Raw genomic sequence first — 22,062 nt, forward strand, 5'->3', positions numbered from 1 at the left:
TGCCTTGGATCGAGCGCGTCGCGCAGGCCGTCGCCGAGCAGGTTCAGCGATAGCACCACGAGGAAGATCGCAAGCCCCGGCCAGATCGCCATCCAGGGCGCCTGGGTCAGGAAGCGTTGTGCCGCGTTGAGCATGCTGCCCCAGGACGGCGCCGGCGGCTGCTGGCCGAGGCCAAGGAACGAGAGGGCCGCCTCGGCGATGATGGCGGCGGCGATCGACAGCGTCGCCTGCACCAGCAGCGCCGGCAGGATGTTGGGCAGGATGTGCGAGAACGCGATCCGCCAGGGCGGGTTGCCGAGTGCGCGCGCGGCCTCGACATAGTCCTCGGCCTTCACGACCAGCACCTGGCCACGGGTCAGGCGGATGAAGATCGGGGTTGCCGAGATGCCGATTGCGATCATGGCGTTGCCGAGGCTCGGCCCGAGGAACGCGGCGAGCGCGATCGCCAGGATCAGGAACGGGCAGGCCAGCATCGCATCCGTGATCCGGCTGATCAGCGCATCGACGAAACCGCCGCGATAGCCGGCGAGCAGGCCGAGCGGCACGCCGACGCCGAGCGCGATCGCGACCGAGATCAGGCCCGCGAGCAGGGAGGCGCGCGCGCCATAGATGACACGGCTGAGGATGTCGCGGCCAAGCTCGTCAGTGCCGAACCAGTGCGCGGCGGTCGGCGGCTTGCGCACGAGGCTCCAGCTCGTCGCGATGGGATCGTAGGGCACGACGAGCGGCGCGAGGACCGCAAGCAGGATGAACGCCGTGATCACGACGAGTCCGAATACGGCGGCCTTGCGCTTGAACAACCGCCGCCGTGCGCGGCGCGCAGGGCTGTCCAGCTCGGACGCGTGCGCGCTGGAGGGGGCGGCGGGCAAGGCGGCATCTGTCATGGCGCTAGCCCCGCAGTCGCGGATTGACGAGAATATAGGCGACGTCGGCAACGAGGTTCAGCGTGATGTAGACCGTGGCCGTCACCAGGACCACGCCCTGCACGACGGCATAGTCGCGGTTGAACACGGCGTCCACGATCAGCTTGCCGAAGCCGGGTATGGAGAAGATCTGCTCCGTCAGCACGGCACCCGACAACAGCGTGCCGAGCTCGAGCGCGCCGAGCGTGATGATCGGCGTCAGCGCATTGCGCATAGCATGCTTGAGGATGACGGAGCGCTCCGACAGTCCCTTTGCGCGCGCCGTGCGAACATAGTCGCTCTCCAGCACCTGGAGCATTGCGCTGCGGGTATGCCGCATCAGGATCGCGGAGATCGCATTGCCGAGCACGAAGGCCGGCATGATGGTGGCGGCAAGACTCGCGCGCCAGTCCTCGGTGAGCGGAACGTAGCCTGAAGCCGGCAGCCAGCCGAGCTTGATCGAAAACAGGAAGATGAGCAGGATTCCGAGCCAGAAATTCGGCGTCGAGATGCCCCACAGCGCCAACAAATTCGCGCCATAGTCCCAGGCCGTGCCCTTCTTCACCGCCGAGACGATACCGGCGGGAATGCCGATGAAGAACGCGATCAGGATCGCCATCGAGCCGAGCTGGAGCGTCACCGGCAGTTTCTGCGCGATCAGCTCGCGCACCGGCATCTTGTTGCGCAGGGACTCGCCGAAATTGCCTGACAGCACCCCCTTGAGCCAGTAGACATATTGCACGGGGATCGGCTGATCGAGCTTGTATTGCTGGCGGATCTGCTCGATCACGGCGGGATCGCGCTCCTCGCCGGCCATCACCAGCGCGGGATCGCCCGGCAGCAATTGTTGCAGCGAGAAGATCAGCGCCGACACGAAGAACAGCGTCGGCACGATCTGCGCGATGCGGCGGGCGAGGAAGTTCAGCATGATGCCGATCGCCCCATGGGTGCTGTCGCGATCACTTGAACTTCAGCCCGACCACGCGCACCAGCCCGTCGGGCATCTGCTTGTAGCCCTGCAGCTTTGTCGTGTGGGCGATCAGCAGGGTGCGGTGATAGATGTAGATGATCGGCAAATCGTCGAGCAGGATTTTTGTCAGCTTGCCGTAGATCGCCTTGCGCTCCTCGACATTGGACGTCGTCCGCCCTTCTTCCATGAGCTTGTCGGCCTCAGGGTTCGAATATCCGCCGTCGTTCTGCGGCGCCTTGCTGCGCATGAAGATGTAGGAATTGCCGTCGGGATCGATGCGGCCGCTCCAGTTGATCTGGAACACCTGGAACTCGCCCGCCTGGGCCTGCTTGAACGTGGTCGCGAATTCAACGACGCGGACCTTGATGTCGAAACCTGCTTCGGCGGCCATGGACTGCACGACCTGGGCGACGGCCTCGTACTCAGTGCCCTTGGGGACCATGTAATCGACGGTGACGGGCAGGCTGACACCGGCTTCCTTCAACAGCGCCTTGGCCTTGGCGACGTCGCGGCCGGGAATGGGAAACGCCTTCTGGTAATAGGGATGCGTCGGGCTGACCCACTGATTGCCCGGCGTGAACTCGCCGTTGAAGACGACCTGGTTGATGGCCTCGCGATCGATCGACAGGCTGAGCGCCTGGCGCACCTTCGCCGATTGGCTGAGCGGCCCCTTGGCCTTGTCGTTGCCGATATTGATGGTCAGGCCCTGATAGCCGAGCTCGGGGGCTGTCGATAGCACCAGCTTGGGATCGGCGCGGACATCCTTGATGTCGGTGGCGAGCACGCGTTCGATCAGGTCGAGCGCGCCGGATTTCAGGTTCGCAAGCCGCACGGTCGAATCGATGATCGGCAGGAACACGATGCGGTCGATGTGGACGTTGTCCTTGTTCCAGTAGTCGGCGAACTTCTCGAACACCATCCGGTCCTGCTGGACGCGCTCGACGAATTTATAGGGGCCGGCGCAGACCGGATGCAGGCCGAACTTGTCGCCGGCTTCCTTCGCCGCCTTCGGCGAGACCATCATGCCGGAGCGGTCGGTGAGCTGGGCGATCAGCGGCGAGTAGGGGGTTTTCAGCACCAGCTTGATGGTAAGGGGATCGACCACCTCGACATGGTCGACGCTGGCAAGCTCCGACTTGCGAAACGAGGTCGGCAGCGTCATGTGACGCTCGATCGAGAATTTTGCGGCTTCCGCGTCCAGCGGCTCGCCGTCGTGGAATTTGACGCCCGGCCGGAGCTTGATCGTCATCTCCTTGCCGTCGGCCGAGGTCTCGTGGGACAGCGCGAGCTGCGGCACGATGTTGAGCTTCTCGTCGATATCGAAAAGCTTGTCGCAGAAGGCGGAGAACACGATGCGGCCGACATAGGTGCGGCCGATGCTGGGGTCGAGGATATCGGGGTCCTCGGCGATGCCGATGCGAAGCGTGGTCTGAGCTTGAACTTGGCTTTGGGCCGCGCTCGCGAGCGACGTCAGCACAGCCGACGCCAGGATTGTCAAACGCACAAAGTTCATCGCTCTCAACCTCTGTTTCGTGGGCTAGGCGGGGTCCGCCCCAAATGAACTAACCCCGCCGCCGCGTGCTGCTTCCGGGCCGCCGCTGAAGGCAGCGACCAATTTTTCAAGGATCGGCGAAAAGCCGCCGTCGGACGGGACGATCGCCGCTGAGGACGGCAGTTCCGACGTTCGGTGACAGGCCGTTGCATGTCCGATGCCATCCGCGACCAGCTGAGGCATTTCGCTCCGGCAGCGCTCGACGACGTAGGGGCAGCGGGTGTGGAAGCGGCATCCCGACGGCGGATTGAGCGCGCTGGGGATCTCTCCCTGCAGCACAATCCGGCTGCGCTTTGCCTGCGGTTTAGGCACGGGGATCGCGGACAAAAGCGCCCGGCTATAAGGATGGCTTGGTGCTACGAACAGCGCATCGGCCTCGGCGGTCTCGACGATCTGACCGAGATTCATCACCGCGACGTGGTCGGCGATGTGCTTGACCACGGCGAGGTCATGCGAGACGAAGATGTAGGCAAGGCCGAGCCTGTCCTGGAGCTCGCGCAGCAGGTTGAGAATCTGCGAGCGGATCGAGACGTCGAGCGCCGAGACCGGCTCGTCGCAGATGATCAGCTTCGGCTCCACCGCGAGCGCGCGGGCAATCGCGATGCGCTGGCGCTGGCCGCCTGAGAATTCGTGTGGGTAGCGCCGCGCCAGCCGCGGCTCCAGCCCGACGAGCCGCAGGATCTCCGCGACGCGCTCGCGCCGCTGCGCTGACGGCACGAGGTCGTGCAGCGCCAGCGGCTCGGACAGGATCTGGCCGACGGTCATGCGCGGATTGAGCGAGGCGTAAGGGTCCTGAAAGATGATCTGCGCCTCGCGGCGGAATTTTCGCAGCGCGTTCGCATCGAGCGAGAGCAGGTCGCGACCCTCGAAGCGGATGGAGCCCGCATCCGGCTCGATCAGCCGCAGCACCAGGCGGCTGACGGTGGATTTGCCGCAACCGGATTCGCCGACCAGCGCCAGCGTCTTGCCGGCGTCGAGCGAAAAGGACACGCCGTCGACCGCTTTCACATGCGCCAGCGGCCGCCCGAACAGCGAGCGCTCGGCGACGAAATGCTTGACCAAGCCGTTGACCTCGAGCAGCGCAGTCATTGTGTCTGCTCCTCGTCGCTGCAGTTCTCGTGTCCCGGGCGCGGCGCAACACGTAGTGTTGTGACGCTGAACCGGGACCCAGTCTGCGGCGCGATGGGCCCCGGTTCAGCGGCGCACCACGGCGCTTCGCTTGTGCTGCACCGCGCCCGGGGCAGGAGAGGGGAGAACGAGGCCATCACGACACCAGTCGTTCGAGCGGCGCGCGGATGCAGCGCGAGAGGTGACCGGGGCTGATTTCCACAAGCGGTGGCGGCGCCTTGGTGCAGGCATCCAGCACGAACGGGCAGCGCGCGGCGAAGCGGCAGCCGGCCGGCGGTTGCGCCATGTTCGGCACCATGCCTTCGATCGTCGCGAGCTGCGCGGTGCGATGGTCGAGCCGCGGGATCGAGCCGAGCAGGCCTACCGTGTAGGGATGCTGCGGCGCGGAGAACAGCTCGTCCACCGGCGCGCGCTCGACGATCTCGCCGGCATACATCACAGCGACCTCGTCGCAGACCTCGGCGACGACGCCGAGATCGTGGGTGATCAGGATGATGGCGGCGCCGCTCGCGGCTTTCAGCTCGCGCATCAGCTCCAGGATCTGTGCCTGCAGGGTGACGTCGAGCGCGGTGGTTGGCTCGTCCGCGATCAACAGGCGCGGATCGCAGGCGAGCGCCATCGCGATCATCACGCGCTGGCGCATGCCGCCGGAGAGCTTGTGCGGATATTCGTCGACACGCCGCTCGGGCGAGGGGATGTGGACGCGGCGCAATAGCTCGACCGTCCGCTCGCGCGCGCTTTTGCGCGAGCCGCCGCGATGGCGCAAAATGGTCTCGATGATCTGGTCACCGATCGTGAGGCTCGGATTGAGCGACGTCATCGGCTCCTGGAAGATCATCGCGAGCCGGTTGCCGCGGAGGTCGCGCAGGGTCTGGTCCGGTGTCTGCAGCAGGTCGAAGCCGTCGAAGCGGATCGCTCCCGATATTTCCGTGCTTTGCTTCGGCAACAGGCCCATGATGGCCAGCGACGTCACGCTCTTGCCGCAGCCGGATTCGCCGACGAGGCCAAGCGTCGCGCCATTGGCGACGCTGAGATCGACGCTGTCGACCGCGTGGGTGATGCGGCCGTCGTCGCCGTGGAAGCGGATGCGCAGGTCCTCGATCTCGATGAGAGGGCTCGCGCTCATGATCGTTTTGCGCGCGCTGTTGCGATGCTGGCGTCGATGACGCTGCGATCGGTGTTGCCGGCCGGGTTCTGCCGCGTCGGCATGGAGGGCCGGAAGTGAACCCAGAGCTCGTGGCTGACGCGTTCGAGCCGTTCGAGCTCACCGATCGGATCGGAATGGTCGTCGGCGCGGATATCCAGCGCCGGCCATTCCTCCTCGCCGTGAAGCAGGAGCGCGGCGGACTGCTTGCCGCGCTTGTCGCCGCCGGCGGCTTCGCCCGCGCGCATCGCCGCGAGCAGACGGCGCGGGAAGGGCAGGCTGTCGTTGGCGATGTAGGTCTTGGCGGTCTCGTCGAGGACGTCGGCGCCGGCCAGCATATTGCCCGCAATCGAAAAGCCGCTGCCTGCGATGTGCCCGCACCAGTCGACGCAGTCGCGCCCAGTGTGTGCGGCGATCTCGCCGCTCGCATCCATGATGTGAACCTGCCGGCTTTCGCGGCCATCGTCGGTGGCGAGCAGCGCGGCGAGAACGTCATGCACATTCAGGCCTTCCTGCAGTAGCTTGACGCCGTCGATGCCGTAATAGGGATTGACGAAGGCCTGCGTCGCGATGGCGCCGAGGCCGGCCGCAATATACGGCACGCGCGCGCCGACGGCGAAGAAGCGGGTCGCGACCGCGATGCCGAACTGGCCGGTGGCAGGGTCTCGCGCGATGATCGACCAGGTCATGTGCTGCCTTCAGCGTCCGGCGGCGTAGCCTTGCATGCCGCGCGGATTGGCGGCGGCGCGCCGCCGCACACCGACGCGCGAAGCGGCGGTGAGGCGCCCTTCCGACCAGTCCGGTCCGACCTCGACGATGTGTCCGCGCTCGCGAAGATTCTCGATGGTCGCTTTGGGGACGCGGTTCTCGACCACGAGCACGCCCGGCCGGGCGGTGCGCGGCCAGAACGAGATCGGGAAATGCTCGGAATGCCAGGCCGGCGCGTCGATCGATTCCTGGAGATTGAGATTGCAATGGACGTGGCGCAGGAAGAACTGCGTGATCCACTGATCCTGCTGGTCGCCGCCGGGCGAGCCCCAGGCGAGGTAGGGTTCGCCATCGCGCAGCGCCATGGTCGGCGACAGCGTCGTGCGCGGCCGTTTACCCGGCGCGAGCGAGCTCGGTTGGTTCTCCTCCAAATCGAACATCTGTGCGCGGCTGCCGAGGCAAAAACCGAGCTCGGGAATGATCGGCGACGATTGCAGCCAGCCGCCCGACGGTGTCGAGGACACCATGTTGCCGGCCTTGTCGATGATGTCGAAATGCACGGTGTCGCCGCGCACCTCGCCGAAGCGCCCCACGGTTGGCTCGCCGGCCCCGAGTGCGCCGACGGCCTCGCGCTGGCCTTCGGCGCGACGCAGCTTGACCACGCCACCAAAACCCTCGACCGCACCGGGCCGAAGGTCGAGCGAGGCTTTCTCGGTCACCAGCTTGCGACGTTCGTCGTTGTAGGCATCCGACAGCAGCGTCGCGATCGGGATTTCGCTGAACTTGGGGTCGCCGTAGAATTTCTCGCGGTCGGCGAAGGCGAGCTTGGCGCATTCGATCTGGAGATGGATGAACTCCGGCCCGGTCGGATCGAGCCCGTCGAGGGCAAAGCCCTTGAGCAGCGCGAGCTGTTGCAATGTCACGGGGCCCTGGCTCCAGACGCCGGCCTTGCAGACGGTATAGCGGCCGTAATCGTAGGTGAGCGGGGCCTCGACCGTCGGCTCCCAGCGTGCCATGTCGTCGGCGGAAAGCACGCCGCGATGTGACGAACCGCTGACGTCCATGACCTCCTGGGTACGGCAGAATTTGTCGATGGCTTCCGCGACGAAGCCTTGCGACCAGGCTTTGCGCGCTCGCTCGATCTCGGCGTCGCGGCCACCGCCGCCGCTCTCGGCCTCGCTGAGAATGCGGGCGTAGGTCGCAGCCAGCGTCTTGTTGGTGAACAGCGTGCCGGGCTTCGGCACTTCGCCGTTCGGCAGGTAGACGGCGGCCGAGGTCGGCCAATGCTTGCGGAACAGCTGTTCGACGGTCTGGATCGTGGCGCAGGCGCGCTCGACCAGCGGATAGCCGTCGCGGGCATAGGAGATCGCGGGCTCCAGCACGTCGCGCACGCGCATCGTGCCGTAGTCGCGCAGCAGCATCATCCAGGATTCGAACGTGCCGGGGACGCAGGCCGCGAGCAGGCCCGTGCCCGGCACCATGTCGAGGCCTTCGCTCTTGTAATGCGCGATGGTGGCGCGCGCCGGTGCCGGGCCTTGGCCGCAGATCACTTCGGTGCGGCCGCGCTTGACGTCGTGGACGATGATCGGCACGTCCCCGCCGGGGCCGTTGAGATGCGGCTCGACCACCTGGAGTGTGAAGGCGGTGGCGACGCCGGCGTCGAAAGCATTGCCGCCCTTTTCGAGGATGGCCATGCCGACGGCGGTCGCGATCCAGTGCGTGGTGGCGACGACCCCGAACGTGCCCTCGATCTCGGGGCGCGTCGTAAAGGGATCTGGATTGACGTTGCTGGCCATGGCTTACCTCATTTGCGGCGCGCGCAATTGATCACAGCCCGTGCTGGGATGCCAAATGCACAGGCCGCATGGCACGCGTGCGTCACGCCGGGACCGGCGCGGCGTTCACCGCGTGACAGGCGACACCGTCGATCAATTCCGGCGTCTCCTTGCGGCAGAGATCGAACGCCAGCGGACAGCGCGGATTGAAGGCGCAGCCGGACGGCGGATTGATCGGGTTCGGGATCTCGCCTTTCACCGGAATGCGCTGGCGGCCACTCATGGCGAGATCGGGCACGGCGCCGAGCAGCATCTTGGTGTAAGGCATGCGCGGATTGGCGAACAGCTCGCGTCCCTCCGCGATCTCGACGATGCGGCCGAGATACATCACGCCGACGCGGCTCGCCATGTGGCGGACCACGGCAAGGTTGTGGCTGATGAACATGTAGGTCAGACCGAACTTGTCCTGGAGGTCGCGCATCAGGTTCAGGATTTGCGCCTGCACGGAGACGTCGAGCGCCGAGGTCGGCTCGTCGCAAACGATGAACTCGGCATCCGATGCGAGCGCCCGGGCGATTGCGATGCGTTGGCGCTGGCCGCCGGAGAACTCGTGGGGAAATTTCAGCCGGTCGTCGGGATGCAGGCCGACGAGGGTGAGCAGCTCGCCGACGCGGGCCTGGATGTCGCGCTCGCCCTGGATCAGGTCGAAGGCGCGGATCGGCTCGGAGATGATGGCGTCCACTCGGAAGCGCGGGTTCAGGCTCGCATAGGGATCCTGGAAGATCATCTGGATGCGCCGTCGCAACTTGCGCCGCGCCTGAGCCTGCCGCGGATCGGCCATAGGGATGCCGTCGATCAGGACGTCGCCGGAGCTTGGCGGCAGAAGGCCAACCACCATTCGCGCCACTGTGGTCTTGCCCGAGCCGGACTCGCCGACCAGCGCAAAGGTCTCGCCCTTCCGGATGTCGAAGGTGACGCCGTCGACGGCCTTGAGATATTCGAGCTGCCCGCCTTCGAGCACGCGGTTGAGCCAAGGCTTGGAGACGTCGAACACGCGGCGCAGATTTGTGGCCTGGACGAAGGGCGCGCTCATGCCGCGCTCTCCGCCGGCACGTTGTCATAGAGATGGCAGGCAACCGATTGCGCGCCGCGCGGCTGCGGCTCGGGCCGCTCGACCCGGCAGCGATCGAACGCGAGCTCGCAGCGCGGATTGAACGAGCAGCCGCGCGGGATCGCCGACAGCCGCGGCATGGAGCCGGGAATCTGCACCAGGCGCTTGTCCTCGCCGGCAAGCGTCGGGATCGCTCCCATCAGGCCCTTGGCATAGGGATGCAGCGGGTTCTTCACTACATCCTGGACCGGGCCGATCTCGGCGACGCGGCCGGCATACATCACCGCGACGCGGTCCGAGGTCTCGGCGATCACGCCCATGTCGTGGGTCACCAGCATCACCGCGGTGCCGTGGTCGCGTCCGAGCCGCTTGATCAGCGAGATGATCTGCGCCTGCACGGAGACGTCGAGCGCGGTGGTCGGCTCGTCCGCGATGATCAGCTCCGGCTCGGCGCAGATCGCCAGCGCAATCACCACGCGCTGGCGCATGCCGCCGGAGAATTCGTGCGGATAGCCGTCGATGCGCTTGTCCGGCGCGGGGATGCCGACCTCGGCGAGCAGGTCGATGGCACGGCGCCGGGCGGCCGTCTCGGACAGATTGAGGTGGGTCCGGATCGTCTCCACGATCTGGTCGCCGACCCGGTACAGCGGATTGAGCGAGGTGAGGGGGTCCTGGAAGATCATGCCGATCCGCTTTCCACGGATGCGGCGCATCTCTTCCGGCGGCAGATTGTCGACGCGCAGGCCCGACAGGCGGATCTCGCCGCCCGAGATGCGGCCGGGCGGATCGATCAGGCCGATGACGGCAAGGCCGGTGACGGATTTTCCGGCGCCGGATTCGCCGACCACCCCTAACACCTCGCCCTTGGCGATGTCGAAGGAGACGTCGTCGATGGCGCGTAGCGTGCCGCGGCGGGAGGCGAACTCGACCTGAAGGTTGCGCACGGAGAGGATGGGTTCGGTCATGAGCGAGGCGTACTCATCGAAATGGTGCTCATCGGAGTTTCGGGTTGAGCGCGTCGCGCAGCCAGTCGCCGAGCAGGTTGATCGACAGGATCAGCCCGGCCAGCGCCAGGCCGGGAAAGGCAACGATCCACCATTCGCCCGCGAACAGATAATTGTTGCCGATGCGGATCAGCGTGCCCAGCGAAGGCATGGTGTCGGGCAGGCCGACGCCGAGGAAGGACAGCGTTGCCTCGGTGATGATGGCGAGCGCAAGGTTGATGGTGGCGATGACCAGGATCGGCCCCATCGTGTTCGGCAGTACGTGCCGCAGCATGATCTTCGGTGCGGGCAGGCCGATCAGCTGCGCCGCGGCCACATAGTCCTTGTTCTTCTCGACCATCACGGAGCCGCGCACGGTTCGGGCATAGCCAACCCAGAAGCTCAGGCCGATCGAGATCACCAGCACAACCAGCATGCTGGTGGCATCCAGCCGGTTGCCGAAGATCGATTTGGCGATGCCGTTCACCAGCAGTGCGATCAGGATGGCGGGGAAGGTGAGCTGCACGTCGGCGATCCGCATGATCACGCCATCGACCGCGCCGCCGAAATAGCCGGCGATCAGGCCGAGCGCGATGCCGAGCGCGCCGGCGAAGATCACGCCGGCCACGCCCACGGCGAGCGAGATGCGCATGCCGTAGAGGATGGCGGAGAACACGTCGCGGCCCTGCTCGTCGGTGCCGAGAAGGAACGGGCTCTGGCCGTCGGCGGTCCACAGCGGCGAGATGCGCGAGTTCATCAACTGCAGCTGCGCCGGATCGAAGGGGTTCTGCACCGCGAGCGCAGAGGCAAAGATCGCGAGCAGGAAGAACAGCACGGTGATGGCCGCCGCCACCATGGTCAGCTTGGAGCGCCGGAACGAATAGAAGATGTCGCTGTCGAGCGCGCGGCTCAGCCAGCTGCGGCCGGCATGCGCGGGCGGCGCGCTCGACTTGTCGGGATTGGAGGCGACTGCGTCGGACATGCAGGGCTTCCTTATGAGGCGCGGCCGACGGTCGCGCGCAGACGCGGATCGACCACGGTATAGAGGAGGTCGACCACCAGATTGATGGTGACGAAGATCAGCGAAACCATCAGCAGATAGGCGGCCATGATCGGGATATCGACGTTTTGCACGGCCTGGACGAACAGAAGTCCCATGCCCGGCCACTGGAACACGGTTTCGGTGATGATCGAAAATGCAATAACCGAGCCAAACTGGAGCCCGGCCACCGTGATCACGGGAATCAGCGTGTTCTTCAGCGCGTGGCCGAAATGGATGGCGCGCGTGGTGAGCCCGCGGGCGCGGGCAAAGCGGATGTAGTCGGTTCGCAGCACTTCCAGCATCTCCGCGCGCACCAGCCGCATGATCAAGGTCATCTGGAACAGGCCGAGCGTGATCGAGGGCATGATCAGCGCCTTCAGCCCCGACAGCGTGAGCAGGCCCGTGCTCCACCAGCCGAGCTTGACCACCTCGCCGCGGCCGAACGAGGGCAGCCAGCCCAAGGTCACGGCGAACAGATAGATCAGCAGGATGCCGATCAGGAACGTCGGGAGCGAGATGCCGATCAGTGAAACCGCCTGGAATAATTTGGCCAGCAGGGTGTCGCGCCGGAGCGCCGAATAGACGCCCATCAGGATGCCGAACACCATCGCAAACACGGTGGCGCAGATCGCCAGCTCCAGCGTGGCGGGCATACGCTCCATCAGCAGCGTCGAGACCGGCTGGCGGAACTGGTAGGAGACGCCGAACTTGAACTGCGCGGCGTCGGCGAAATAGCGCATGAATTGCACCGGCACGGGGTCGTCCAGGCCGAGCGACTTGCGCACGATTTCGCGTTCGGCCGCTGATGTGTCGATCGAGACGATCTGGTTGACGGGGTCGCCGGCGAAACGGAACATCGAGAAGGCGATGATGCCGACGGCGAACATGACGCCGATGGCCTGAACGGCGCGGCGAAGAGTGAAAGCGAGCATGCCTTCCACTATCCTTGGGTGTGCGTGCAGCCGACGGTTTTGTCAGCCGGAAAAGGAAAGGTCCCGGAAGCCTTACGCTGCCGGGACCTCGTGTTCAACTGACGCTATTCCTTCTTGGTTGCCCAGTGGAACATGACCAGATTGTCCGCGCGCTGCGGCAGGTTGACCTTTTTCGAGACGCCCCAGGCCAGCGCCTGCTGATGCAGCGGAATGTAGGCCCAGTCCTTGATGCTGATTTCGTAAGCCTGCTTTATCAGCTGGTTGCGCTTGGCAGTATCGGTTTCGACCAGGACCTTGTCGGTGATGGCGTCGAATTCCTTGTTGCAATAGCCGCCGAGATTGGCCTCGCCACGTGAGGATTTCGCATCATCGCGGCAGCCCATGATGTCGTAGAGGACGTTGTGCGAGTCCATCGTGCTCGGCGTCCAGCCCAGGAGATAGAACGAGGTCTGGTAGCCGCCCTGCTTGAGCACCTTGGCGAAGTACTGCGCCTTCGGCTGCGCCAGGAGATTGATCTTGACGCCGATGCGGGCAAGCATGCCGACGACGGCCTGGCAGATCGCGGCGTCGTTGACATAGCGATCGTTCGGGCAATCCATGGTGACTTCGAAGCCGTCCGGGTAGCCGGCCTCGGTCAGGAGCTTCTTGGCGCCATCAGGGTCGAATTTCGGCCGCGTGAACTCCTTGGACAGCGCGAACAGTTCCGGCGCGATCATCAGGGCAGAGGGCGTCGACAGCCCGCGCATCACGCGCGTCTTGATCAGCTCGATGTCGATCGCCTTGTAGAAGGCTTCGCGGACGCGGGCGTCCTTGAAGGGGTTCTTGCCCTTGATGTTGGAGTAGAGCAGCTCGTCACGGGTCTGGTCGAAGCCGATGAAGATGGTGCGCAGCTCCGGTCCCTTCAGCACCTGGGCGTTCGGGCTGGAATCGACGCGGGAGATGTCCTGGATCGGCACCGGCTCGATGACGTCGACTTCGCCCGAAAGCAGCGCAGCGACGCGGGTGGCGTCGGAGGAAATCGGGGTGAAGATGATCTCCTTCAGATTACCTTCCATCTTGCCCCAGTAATTGGGGTTGGCCTTGAAGACCGTCTTCACGCCGGGCTGATGGCTCTCGATCATGAAGGGGCCCGTGCCGTTCTCGTGCAGCGAGGCGTAGCTCGGCGTGGTCGCCGCAACCGGCGTCGGATCGACGACGTTGTTTTCCTCGGCCCATTTCTTGTCCATGATGTACCAGACATCCCACGAATTGTGCAGGATGGGATTGGGCGAGGGCAGCACGAAGTCCACGGTATAGTCGTCGACCTTCACGACCTTCACGTCGGGCGCGAGGCGGGTCTGCATATTGGACCCTTTCTTGCGGACGCGATCGGCCGAGAACACGACGTCGTCGGCGGTGAAGGGATCGCCGTTGTGGAATTTCACGCCCTTGCGCAAATGGAAGCGCCAGCGGGTCGGCTCCGGCGTCTCCCAGCTTTCCGCCAGCGCCGGAATGATCTTGAGGTCCTTGTCGCGCGCGGTGAGGCCTTGATAGACGTGACCGAGATGGGCGTGGGTGGTGCTCTCATTGAGCGTGTAGGGGTCGAGGGATTTCAGGTCACCCTGGTTGGCATAACGCAGCGTCTGGCTCGACGCCGGCGTGACCGTCAACGCAAGCGTACCGGCGAGCGTCGCCGCAAACAGAGTTCGACCGAATGACATTCTTGACCCTCTCCACACTGCCCAGCCGATGATTTTTGATTGTTCGGCGGCCTGATTGATCCATGTTGCCCAGAGTTCTCGACCGGTGCAAGCGCCATTCCAGCAAGGAACGCGCCAAGTTGCACCGCTGTGCAGCAATGCTGACCGTGCTGCCGGGCATGGGGGATCTCCCCTTCGACTTTGGTTGACCATATCGGCCGATTGCAGGACGGGTCACGTCGCGCCTGCATCAGGTCGCTTGCGTCGCACCACAACTCGCGGCGATACTCGGTCAGGCCGCTCGAATCTCTTCTGGAGGGGGACATGAAAGTTAACATCGAAATCGACTGCACCCCCCTCGAGGCCCGCCAGTTCTTCGGTTTGCCCGACGTGGCGCCGATGCAAACGGCGGTGATGGACAAGCTGCAGCAGCAGGTGCTCAGCAACATCGAGAAGGTCTCGCCGGAATCGCTGATCCAGAGCTGGTTCACCTTCGATCCGAAAATCGCCGAACGCTTCCAGGACATGTTCGTCACCATGGCCGGGCTCGGCGGCACGCGCAGCAGCGACAAGAAAAAATAGTGTCGCCCGGGCCGGAGGGCACGCAGGAGACGGGCCGGCTTCGTCCGCCGGGTCTCGGCCTGCTGCTGGCCGAAGCCCGCGGTCTGTTCGAGCTCAATGCCAGCCTGCTGCTGTCGCCCATCCTGATGCGGGCGCCGCGGGGCGACGGCCATCCGGTGCTGGCCCTGCCGGGCTTCCTCGCCAGCGACCTCTCGATGGCGCCGATGCGGCGCTATCTCGGCGCGCTCGGCTATGAGGCGCAGGCCTGGCGGATGGGCCGCAATCTCGGCGGCCTTGGGCGGATGCGCGACGCCTTGCGTGCCCGTCTCGCCGAGATCCATCGCGCGAGCGGACGCAAGGTCAGCCTCATCGGGTGGAGCCTCGGCGGCGTCTATGCCCGCGATCTCGCGCTCTGGGCGCCCGACATGGTCCGCTATGTCATCACGCTCGGCAGCCCGTTTGCCAACGACGTGCGGGCAACCAACGCCACGCGGCTCTACGAGGCGCTGTCGGGGGAACGGGTCGAGGATCTTGCGGAAGCGCGCGAGGCGATCGCCGGCGATCTGCCGGTGCCGGCGACGTCGATTTACTCGCGCGCCGACGGCGTCGTGAACTGGCGGACCTGTCTGCTCCGTCCCTCCGATCGGGCCGAGAACATCGAAGTGCTCCTGGCGAGCCATATCGGGCTCGGGGTGAACCCCGCGGCGCTATGGGTCGTGGCGGACCGGTTGGCGCAACCGGAAGGAGAGTTCTCGCCATTTGACCGGGCAGGGCCGTTTGCCATTGCATATGCCCCGCCGGAGCAGGCAATATCGGCCTGACGAGAAGCGCCAGAAGGCGCCCGTCAAATCGTTGCGGGAGGGAACTATGGCTGACGGTAAGAAGCTGTCGTCGCTGGACGCGTCGTTTCTCTATCTGGAGACGCCTGAGATGCCGATGCATGTCGGCAGCATGGCGATCTTTCGCCTGCCCGACGACTACAAGGGCGACTTCTTCGAAGACTTCAAGGCGATGATCGTCTCGCGCCTGCATGTCGCGCCGATCCTGAAAGCGCGCCTGGAGAAGGCGCCGCTCGACATCGATCATCCCTCCTGGGTCGAGGACGACCAGTTCGACATCGACCGCCACATCTTCCGCGCCAGCCTGCCGCAGCCGCGCGACCGCGCCACGCTGGAGCGCATCGTCGGCTGGATGCACGCCAAGCTGCTCAACCGCGCCCGCCCGCTCTGGGAGTTCTACGTGTTCGAGGGCATGAAGGACAACGAGGTCGGGCTCTATTCCAAGATGCACCATGCCGCGATCGACGGCGGTGCCGGTGCAGCGCTGACCAACATGATCTACGACATCTCGCCGATCCCGCGGAAGGTCGAGCCTCCGGCGGCGGGAGCAAAGCCTGGGCAGGAGCCGCGCGACATCGCCGCGAACCTGCTCGATTCCTACCAGCAGCTGTTCAACCAGCCGCTCGATGCCGGCAAGGCCGCGCAGAACCTGCAATTGCCGCGCACCGGCAAGAGCGACATCGGCTCCATCCTGTTCGACAATGCGATGTACCAGATCGAGAGCGCGGTGCGCTTCGCGGGCAACATCCCGACCATGGTCAAAAGCGTGTCCGAGGTGCTTGGCAAGGTCTCCGATCCCAAGTCGCGCGAGAGCCTCGCCAGCATGGTGTCGCCGCCGACCATGCTCAACAAGACCATCTCGTCGGAGCGCAGCTTCGCCGGTGTGTCGATCTCGCTGTCGCGCTCCAAGGCGCTGGCGAAGCTCGCCGGCGGCAAGCTCAACGACGTCGTGCTGGCGCTCGCTTCCGGCGTGGTCCGCCGCTACCTCCGGCAATATGGCACGCTGCCGGCGAAATCGCTGACCGCCGCTGTGCCGATCTCGCTGCGCGAGGAGGGCAACACCGAGGCCAACAACCAGGTGTTCGGCATGATCTGCTCGATCGCAACCAACATCGACGATCCCAAGGCGCGGCTGGAGGCCATCATCGCGCAGTCGACCAAGTCCAAGGAGATGTCGCATCCCTTGCGTGCGCTGATGCCGCAGGTCTCCAACATTTCGATGCTGGGCGCACCGATCATGGTGCAGATCCTGGCGCTGCTCTACAGCCGCTCGAATCTCTCGGACGTGCTGCCGCCGGCCGCCAACATCACGGTGTCCAACGTGCCCGGGCCGCGGCAGACGCTTTACGCTGCCGGCGCGGAGTTGCTGCACATCTTCCCGGTGTCGATCTCGACGCACGGGCAGGCGCTCAACATCACCGTGCAGAGCTACCGCGACCAGCTCGATTTCGGCTTCATCGTCGGCGCCAACATCATTCCGCATGTGCAGGTGATGTGCGACATGCTGCCGGAGGAGTTCGCCGCATTGGAGGCGGCCTATGCGCCGCCGGTGGCGGACATCAAGGGCGCCGCCGAGTAGGAATGTTGCCAGGAAAATTGCGATGATTGAAATGCCGCCGCTCAAGTTCGCGAAGACGAACGGAATCCGCATGGGCTATTACGAGGCGGGCCCAGTCGACGACAAGCCGCCGATCGTGCTGTGCCACGGCTGGCCCGAGCTCGCCTTTTCGTGGCGTCATCAGATCAAGGCGCTGAGCGAGGCCGGCATCCGGGTGATCGCCCCGGACCAGCGCGGCTATGGCGCGACCGACCGGCCGGAGCCGGTCGAGGACTACGACATGGAGCATCTGACCGGCGATCTCGTCGGTCTGCTCGATCATCTCGGGATCGACAAGGCGATCTTCGTCGGTCACGATTGGGGCGGCTTCGTCGTCTGGCAAATGCCGTTGCGGCACCCATCGCGCGTCGCCGGCGTGGTCGGCGTCAACACCCCGCATTGGGACCGCGCGCCGATTGATCCCATCGCGCTGTTCCGCCAGCGCTTCGGCGACCAGATGTACATCGTCCAGTTCCAGGATCCTGCGCGGGAGCCGGACAGGATCTTCGGCAGCCGGGTCGAGCAGACCTTCGACGCCTTCATGCGCAAGCCGCTGGCACGGCCGGCGGCAAAGGCGGAGGAGCCTCCGATCGCAGGTGTCGGCGCGTCGTCGAAGACCAATCTGGCGTTTCCGCAGATGATCGCGGCCTATGACGCCAAGGTCGACCCGCGCACACCGATCCTGTCGGCCGACGAGAAGAAGGTGTTCGTCGACACGTTCACGAAAACAGGCTTCACCGGCGGCATCAACTGGTATCGCAACTTCACGCGCAATTGGGAACGCGCGAAGGGACTGGATCATCATATCCATGTGCCGTCGTTGATGATCATGGCCGAGAACGATGCGGTGCTGCCGCCCTCGGCGGCGGACGGCATGGAGAAGCTGATCGGCGATCTCGAGAAATATCTGGTGAAGGACAGCGGCCATTGGACGCAGCAGGAGAAGCCGGAAGAGGTCAGCGCCAAGCTGATCGAATGGCGTAGAAGGCGGTTTGGCCAATTCGTCATTGCGAGGACGAAGCGAAGCAATCCAGACTGTCTCCGCGGATATTTCTGGATTGCTTCGCTTCGCTCGCAATGACGACGTTGAATATCGAGTCAGGGGGAAGCACTTTTAATGTCAACCAAGAATCGTCTGGACCCGATCCCGCATCCGCCGACCAAGCCCGTGGTCGGCAACATGCTGTCGCTGGATTCGGCCGCCCCCGTGCAGCATTTGACGCGGCTCGCCAAGGAGCTCGGTCCGATCTTCTGGCTCGACATGATGGGCTCGCCGATCGTCGTCGTGTCCGGCCATGATCTCGTCGACGAGCTTTCCGACGAGAAGCGGTTCGACAAGACGGTGCGCGGCGCGTTGCGGCGCGTGCGTGCGGTCGGCGGCGATGGCCTGTTCACCGCGGATACCAAGGAGCCGAACTGGAGCAAGGCGCACAACATCCTGCTCCAGCCGTTCGGCAACCGCGCCATGCAGTCCTACCACCCGAGCATGGTCGACATCGCCGAGCAGCTGGTCCAGAAATGGGAGCGGCTCAACGCCGACGACGAGATCGACGTCGTGCACGACATGACCGCGCTGACGCTGGACACGATCGGCCTGTGCGGCTTCGACTACCGCTTCAATTCCTTCTACCGGAGCGACTATCACCCCTACGTCGAGTCCTTGGTGCGCTCGCTCGAAACCATCATGATGACGCGCGGTCTGCCGTTTGAGCAGATCTGGATGCAGAAGCGGCGCAAGACGCTCGCCGAAGATGTCGCCTTCATGAACAAGATGGTCGACGAGATCATCGCCGAGCGCCGCAAGAGCGCGGAGGGGATCGACGACAAGAAAGACATGCTCGCCGCGATGATGACCGGGGTCGATCGCGCGACCGGCGAGCAGCTCGACGACGTCAACATCCGTTACCAGATCAACACCTTCCTGATCGCGGGCCATGAGACCACCAGCGGCCTGTTGTCCTACACGCTCTATGCGCTGCTCAAGCATCCGGAGATCCTCAAGAAGGCCTATGACGAGGTCGACCGCGTGTTCGGGCCCGACGTCAATGCCAAGCCGACCTATCAGCAGGTGACGCAGCTCACCTACATCACCCAGATCCTGAAGGAGGCGTTGCGGCTGTGGCCGCCGGCGCCGGCCTATGGCATCTCGCCGCTGAATGATGAGACCATCGGCAGCGGCAAGTACAAGCTTCGGAAGGGCACCTTCACCACGATCCTGGTGACCGCGCTGCATCGCGATCCCTCGGTCTGGGGACCCAATCCCGATGCCTTCGACCCCGAGAATTTCAGCCGCGAGGCGGAAGCCAAGCGGCCGATCAATGCCTGGAAGCCGTTCGGCAACGGCCAGCGCGCCTGTATCGGCCGCGGCTTTGCCATGCACGAGGCGGCGCTGGCGCTCGGCATGATCCTGCAGCGCTTCAAGCTGGTCGACCATCAGCGCTACCAGATGCACCTGAAGGAAACCCTGACGATGAAGCCGGAAGGCTTCAAGATCAGGGTGCGTCCGCGCGCCGATCGCGAGCGCGGTGCCTATGGCGGGCCGATTGCGGCGGCCGGTTCAGCACCGAAGGCACCGCGCCAGCCGACGGCCCGGCCCGGCCACAATACGCCGATGCTGGTGCTGTACGGCTCTAATCTCGGCACCGCCGAGGAGCTCGCGACGCGCATGGCCGACCTCGCCGAGATCAACGGCTTTGCCGTGCATCTCGGCCCGCTCGACGATTACGTCGGCAAGCTGCCGCAGGATGGCGGCGTGCTGATCATCTGCGCCTCCTACAACGGCGCGCCGCCCGACAACGCGACGCAGTTCGTCAAATGGCTCGGCGGCGACTTGCCGAAGGATGCCTTCGCCGGGGTCCGCTACGCCGTGTTCGGTTGTGGCAACAGCGACTGGGCCGCGACCTATCAATCGGTCCCGCGCCTGATCGACGAGCAATTGTCGGCGCATGGCGCGCGCGCGGTCTATCCGCGCGGCGAGGGCGATGCGCGCAGCGATCTCGACGGCCAGTTCCAGAAGTGGTTCCCGGCCGCAGCGCAGGTCGCGACCAAGGAGTTCGGCATCGACTGGAATTTCACCCGCACCGCCGAGGACGATCCCCTCTATGCGATCGAGCCGGTCGCGGTCACCGCCGTCAATACCATCGTCGCTCAGGGCGGCGCGGTGGCGATGAAGGTGCTCGCCAACGACGAGCTTCAGAACAAGGCTGGGCCTAATCCGTCGGAGCGCTCGACGCGCCACATCGAGGTGCAACTGCCGGCCAATGTCGGCTACCGCGTCGGCGATCACCTCAGCGTCGTTCCGCGCAACGATCCAACGCTGGTGGATTCGGTGGCGCGCCGCTTCGGCTTCCTGCCGGCGGACCAGATCAGGCTGCGGGTCACGGAGGGCCGCCGCGCGCAATTACCGGTCGGCGAGGCCGTCTCGGTCGGACGCCTGCTCAGCGAGTTCGTCGAGCTGCAGCAGGTCGCGACCCGCAAGCAGATCCAGATCATGGCCGAGCACACCCGCTGCCCCGTCACCAAGCCGAAGCTGCTGGCCTTCGTCGGCGAGGAGACGGAGCCGCTCGAGAGGTACCGCGGCGAGATCCTGGCCAAGCGCAAATCGGTGTTCGATTTGCTGCTCGAATATCCCGCCTGCGAACTGCCGTTCCACGTCTATCTGGAAATGCTCTCGCTGCTGGCACCGCGCTATTACTCGATCTCGTCCTCGCCGTCGGTGGATCCGGCGCGCTGCAGCGTCACGGTCGGCGTGGTCGAAGGCCCGGCCGCCTCCGGCCGCGGCACCTATAAAGGCATCTGCTCGAACTATCTCGCCAATCGCCGGGTGGGCGATACGATCTACGCGACCGTGCGCGAGACCAAGGCCGGCTTCCGGCTTCCCGACGATCCGTCGGTGCCAATCATCATGATCGGCCCCGGTACGGGTCTCGCGCCGTTCCGCGGCTTCCTTCAGGAGCGCGCCGCGCGCAAGGCGAAAGGTGCAACCCTGGGGCCGGCGATGCTGTTCTTCGGCTGCCGCCATCCCGATCAGGATTTTCTCTATGCGGAGGAACTGAAGGCGCTCGCGGCAAGCGGCATCACCGAGCTGTTCACGGCGTTCTCGCGGAGCGACGGGCCGAAGACCTATGTGCAGCATGTGCTCGCCGCGCAGAAGGACAGGGTATGGCCGCTGATCGAGCAGGGCGCGATCATCTATGTCTGCGGCGACGGTAGCAAGATGGAGCCCGACGTGAAGGCGGCACTGGTCGCGATCCATCGCGAGAAGAGCGGCAGCGATGCCGTCGCCAGCGCACGCTGGATCGAGGAGATGGGGACGAAGAACCGCTATGTGCTGGACGTCTGGGCGGGTGGGTGATTGTTCGCCTGATCGTGCTAAACGTCGCCCATGATTCCCTGGGAAAAGCTCGACACCACCAAGATCCCCGGCTCCGACGAGGAGCTCCGCCTGATGCGGCGGGGCAAGGAGTTCTCCATCAAGCTCGGCACCAACGAGCTGATGAACAACCGCCTGTCCGGCTCGGAAGCCGCGCTTGCGACACTCGCGGCGAAGCAGATCGAGACCGTCGCCAAGCCCGTTATCTTGATTGGTGGCCTCGGCATGGGCTTTACGCTGCGTGCCGCGCTCACGGTGCTCGGGCCCAAGGCGAAGATCGTGGTGTCCGAGCTGGTGCCCGCGGTGGTCACCTGGGCGCGCGGGCCGATGGCCGAGGTCTTCGGCGACAGCCTCGATGATGTCAGGGTGAACATCCGGGAAATCGACGTCGGCGAAGTCATCCGTGCCAAGAGCTCGGCCTTCGACGCCATTCTGCTCGATGTCGACAATGGGCCGGAAGGTTTGACCCGCAAAGGCAATGACGCGCTCTATAGTGCGAGCGGGCTGAAAGCTGCAAAGGCGGCGCTGCGGCCCGGCGGCGTGCTCGCGGTCTGGTCGTCGGGACCCAACCCGGCGTTCACGAAGCGCCTTCGGACCGCCGGCTTCGACGTGAACGAAGTCAATGTCCGCGCCACCGGCAGGGGCGGCGGTGCGCGCCATGTGATCTGGCTTGCGCGGAAGAGCTAGCTAGAGCGTTTTCGAGCGAAGTGGACACCGGTTCGCGTGAAGAAAACGCGTCAAAACAAGAATCTAGAGCTTCGGTTCTG

At 65.0% G+C, this 22,062-nt stretch carries 17 protein-coding genes and 1 pseudogene; 6 read left to right on the forward strand and 12 right to left on the reverse strand.

The window, feature by feature from the left end; all coding sequences use genetic code 11:
* The 12 genes from TSA1_RS32320 to TSA1_RS32375 all read right to left on the reverse strand — a co-directional run.
* Positions 1–884: ABC transporter permease (locus tag TSA1_RS32320; RefSeq protein ID WP_100181454.1), on the reverse strand; the 884-nt coding region annotated here is incomplete at its 3' end.
* A 4-nt stretch (positions 885–888) separates the two neighbouring features.
* Positions 889–1,830 carry an ABC transporter permease gene (locus TSA1_RS32325; protein WP_100179863.1) on the reverse strand — a complete coding sequence of 314 codons (942 nt, stop codon included), beginning with the start codon at positions 1,828–1,830 and terminating at the stop codon, positions 889–891.
* 31 nt (positions 1,831–1,861) lie between these two features.
* Entirely contained in the window at positions 1,862–3,385 is a 1,524-nt protein-coding gene (locus tag TSA1_RS32330; RefSeq protein WP_100179864.1) for an ABC transporter substrate-binding protein, read from the reverse strand.
* A 24-nt stretch (positions 3,386–3,409) separates the two neighbouring features.
* A complete protein-coding gene (locus TSA1_RS32335) occupies positions 3,410–4,513 on the reverse strand; it encodes an ABC transporter ATP-binding protein (RefSeq protein WP_100179865.1) in 1,104 nt (367 codons plus the stop codon).
* 175 nt (positions 4,514–4,688) lie between these two features.
* The gene (locus tag TSA1_RS32340) at positions 4,689–5,678 is read right to left on the reverse strand and encodes an ABC transporter ATP-binding protein (RefSeq protein WP_100179866.1); all 990 of its coding nucleotides are present in this window, start codon (positions 5,676–5,678) and stop codon (positions 4,689–4,691) included.
* On the reverse strand, positions 5,675–6,385 hold the full coding sequence (locus TSA1_RS32345) for a DUF1028 domain-containing protein (RefSeq protein ID WP_100179867.1): 711 nt from the start codon (positions 6,383–6,385) through the stop codon (positions 5,675–5,677). Before TSA1_RS32345 ends, TSA1_RS32340 begins: the two co-directional genes overlap by 4 nt.
* 9 nt (positions 6,386–6,394) lie before the next feature.
* Positions 6,395–8,200, reverse strand: coding sequence for a gamma-glutamyltransferase family protein (locus TSA1_RS32350; RefSeq protein ID WP_100179868.1), 1,806 nt, complete (start codon positions 8,198–8,200; stop codon positions 6,395–6,397).
* An 82-nt stretch (positions 8,201–8,282) separates the two neighbouring features.
* Positions 8,283–9,272, reverse strand: coding sequence for an ABC transporter ATP-binding protein (locus TSA1_RS32355; protein ID WP_100179869.1), 990 nt, complete (start codon positions 9,270–9,272; stop codon positions 8,283–8,285).
* Complete coding sequence (locus TSA1_RS32360) at positions 9,269–10,255, reverse strand: ABC transporter ATP-binding protein (protein ID WP_100179870.1); 987 nt, start codon at positions 10,253–10,255, stop codon at positions 9,269–9,271. Before TSA1_RS32360 ends, TSA1_RS32355 begins: the two co-directional genes overlap by 4 nt.
* A gap of 28 nt (positions 10,256–10,283) precedes the next feature.
* Positions 10,284–11,255, reverse strand: coding sequence for an ABC transporter permease (locus TSA1_RS32365; RefSeq protein WP_100179871.1), 972 nt, complete (start codon positions 11,253–11,255; stop codon positions 10,284–10,286).
* Between the two features lie 11 nt (positions 11,256–11,266).
* On the reverse strand, positions 11,267–12,247 hold the full coding sequence (locus TSA1_RS32370; RefSeq protein ID WP_100181455.1) for an ABC transporter permease: 981 nt from the start codon (positions 12,245–12,247) through the stop codon (positions 11,267–11,269).
* A 104-nt stretch (positions 12,248–12,351) separates the two neighbouring features.
* Positions 12,352–13,947, reverse strand: a complete 1,596-nt coding sequence (locus TSA1_RS32375; protein ID WP_100179872.1) for an ABC transporter substrate-binding protein — start codon at positions 13,945–13,947, stop codon at positions 12,352–12,354.
* Between the two features lie 303 nt (positions 13,948–14,250).
* On the opposite strand from TSA1_RS32375, the gene TSA1_RS32380 reads away from it, so the two are divergent.
* The 6 genes and pseudogenes from TSA1_RS32380 (at position 14,251) to TSA1_RS32405 (ending at position 21,982) form a co-directional block, all read left to right on the forward strand.
* Positions 14,251–14,508: a DUF6489 family protein gene (locus TSA1_RS32380; RefSeq protein WP_097659465.1), complete on the forward strand. Its 258-nt coding sequence runs from the start codon at positions 14,251–14,253 to the stop codon at positions 14,506–14,508.
* A complete protein-coding gene (locus TSA1_RS32385; RefSeq protein WP_100179873.1) occupies positions 14,508–15,308 on the forward strand; it encodes an esterase/lipase family protein in 801 nt (266 codons plus the stop codon). Before TSA1_RS32380 ends, TSA1_RS32385 begins: the two co-directional genes overlap by 1 nt.
* Positions 15,309–15,354: 46 nt before the next feature.
* Positions 15,355–16,905: a WS/DGAT/MGAT family O-acyltransferase gene (locus tag TSA1_RS32390; RefSeq protein ID WP_100179874.1), complete on the forward strand. Its 1,551-nt coding sequence runs from the start codon at positions 15,355–15,357 to the stop codon at positions 16,903–16,905.
* 22 nt (positions 16,906–16,927) lie between these two features.
* Positions 16,928–17,920 (forward strand): annotated as a pseudogene (locus TSA1_RS32395) (alpha/beta fold hydrolase); the annotation flags it as partial.
* A 120-nt stretch (positions 17,921–18,040) separates the two neighbouring features.
* On the forward strand, positions 18,041–21,277 hold the full coding sequence (locus TSA1_RS32400) for a bifunctional cytochrome P450/NADPH--P450 reductase (RefSeq protein WP_100179875.1): 3,237 nt from the start codon (positions 18,041–18,043) through the stop codon (positions 21,275–21,277).
* 30 nt (positions 21,278–21,307) lie between these two features.
* Positions 21,308–21,982: a spermidine synthase gene (locus TSA1_RS32405; RefSeq protein WP_100179876.1), complete on the forward strand. Its 675-nt coding sequence runs from the start codon at positions 21,308–21,310 to the stop codon at positions 21,980–21,982.
* The last annotated feature ends 80 nt before the right edge of the window (positions 21,983–22,062 follow it).

Source organism: Bradyrhizobium nitroreducens (genome assembly GCF_002776695.1).
GTDB classification, from domain to species: Bacteria; Pseudomonadota; Alphaproteobacteria; order Rhizobiales; family Xanthobacteraceae; genus Bradyrhizobium; species Bradyrhizobium nitroreducens.

Coding starts and splice junctions, on each gene's coding strand:
- TSA1_RS32325 (WP_100179863.1), bottom strand. CDS start 1,830: ATGCTGAACTTCCTCGCCCGCCGCATCGCGCAGATCGTGCCGACGCTG.
- TSA1_RS32330 (WP_100179864.1), bottom strand. CDS start 3,385: ATGAACTTTGTGCGTTTGACAATCCTGGCGTCGGCTGTGCTGACGTCG.
- TSA1_RS32335 (WP_100179865.1), bottom strand. CDS start 4,513: ATGACTGCGCTGCTCGAGGTCAACGGCTTGGTCAAGCATTTCGTCGCC.
- TSA1_RS32340 (WP_100179866.1), bottom strand. CDS start 5,678: ATGAGCGCGAGCCCTCTCATCGAGATCGAGGACCTGCGCATCCGCTTC.
- TSA1_RS32345 (WP_100179867.1), bottom strand. CDS start 6,385: ATGACCTGGTCGATCATCGCGCGAGACCCTGCCACCGGCCAGTTCGGC.
- TSA1_RS32350 (WP_100179868.1), bottom strand. CDS start 8,200: ATGGCCAGCAACGTCAATCCAGATCCCTTTACGACGCGCCCCGAGATC.
- TSA1_RS32355 (WP_100179869.1), bottom strand. CDS start 9,272: ATGAGCGCGCCCTTCGTCCAGGCCACAAATCTGCGCCGCGTGTTCGAC.
- TSA1_RS32360 (WP_100179870.1), bottom strand. CDS start 10,255: ATGACCGAACCCATCCTCTCCGTGCGCAACCTTCAGGTCGAGTTCGCC.
- TSA1_RS32365 (WP_100179871.1), bottom strand. CDS start 11,255: ATGTCCGACGCAGTCGCCTCCAATCCCGACAAGTCGAGCGCGCCGCCC.
- TSA1_RS32370 (WP_100181455.1), bottom strand. CDS start 12,247: ATGCTCGCTTTCACTCTTCGCCGCGCCGTTCAGGCCATCGGCGTCATG.
- TSA1_RS32375 (WP_100179872.1), bottom strand. CDS start 13,947: ATGTCATTCGGTCGAACTCTGTTTGCGGCGACGCTCGCCGGTACGCTT.
- TSA1_RS32380 (WP_097659465.1), top strand. CDS start 14,251: ATGAAAGTTAACATCGAAATCGACTGCACCCCCCTCGAGGCCCGCCAG.
- TSA1_RS32390 (WP_100179874.1), top strand. CDS start 15,355: ATGGCTGACGGTAAGAAGCTGTCGTCGCTGGACGCGTCGTTTCTCTAT.
- TSA1_RS32400 (WP_100179875.1), top strand. CDS start 18,041: ATGTCAACCAAGAATCGTCTGGACCCGATCCCGCATCCGCCGACCAAG.
- TSA1_RS32405 (WP_100179876.1), top strand. CDS start 21,308: ATGATTCCCTGGGAAAAGCTCGACACCACCAAGATCCCCGGCTCCGAC.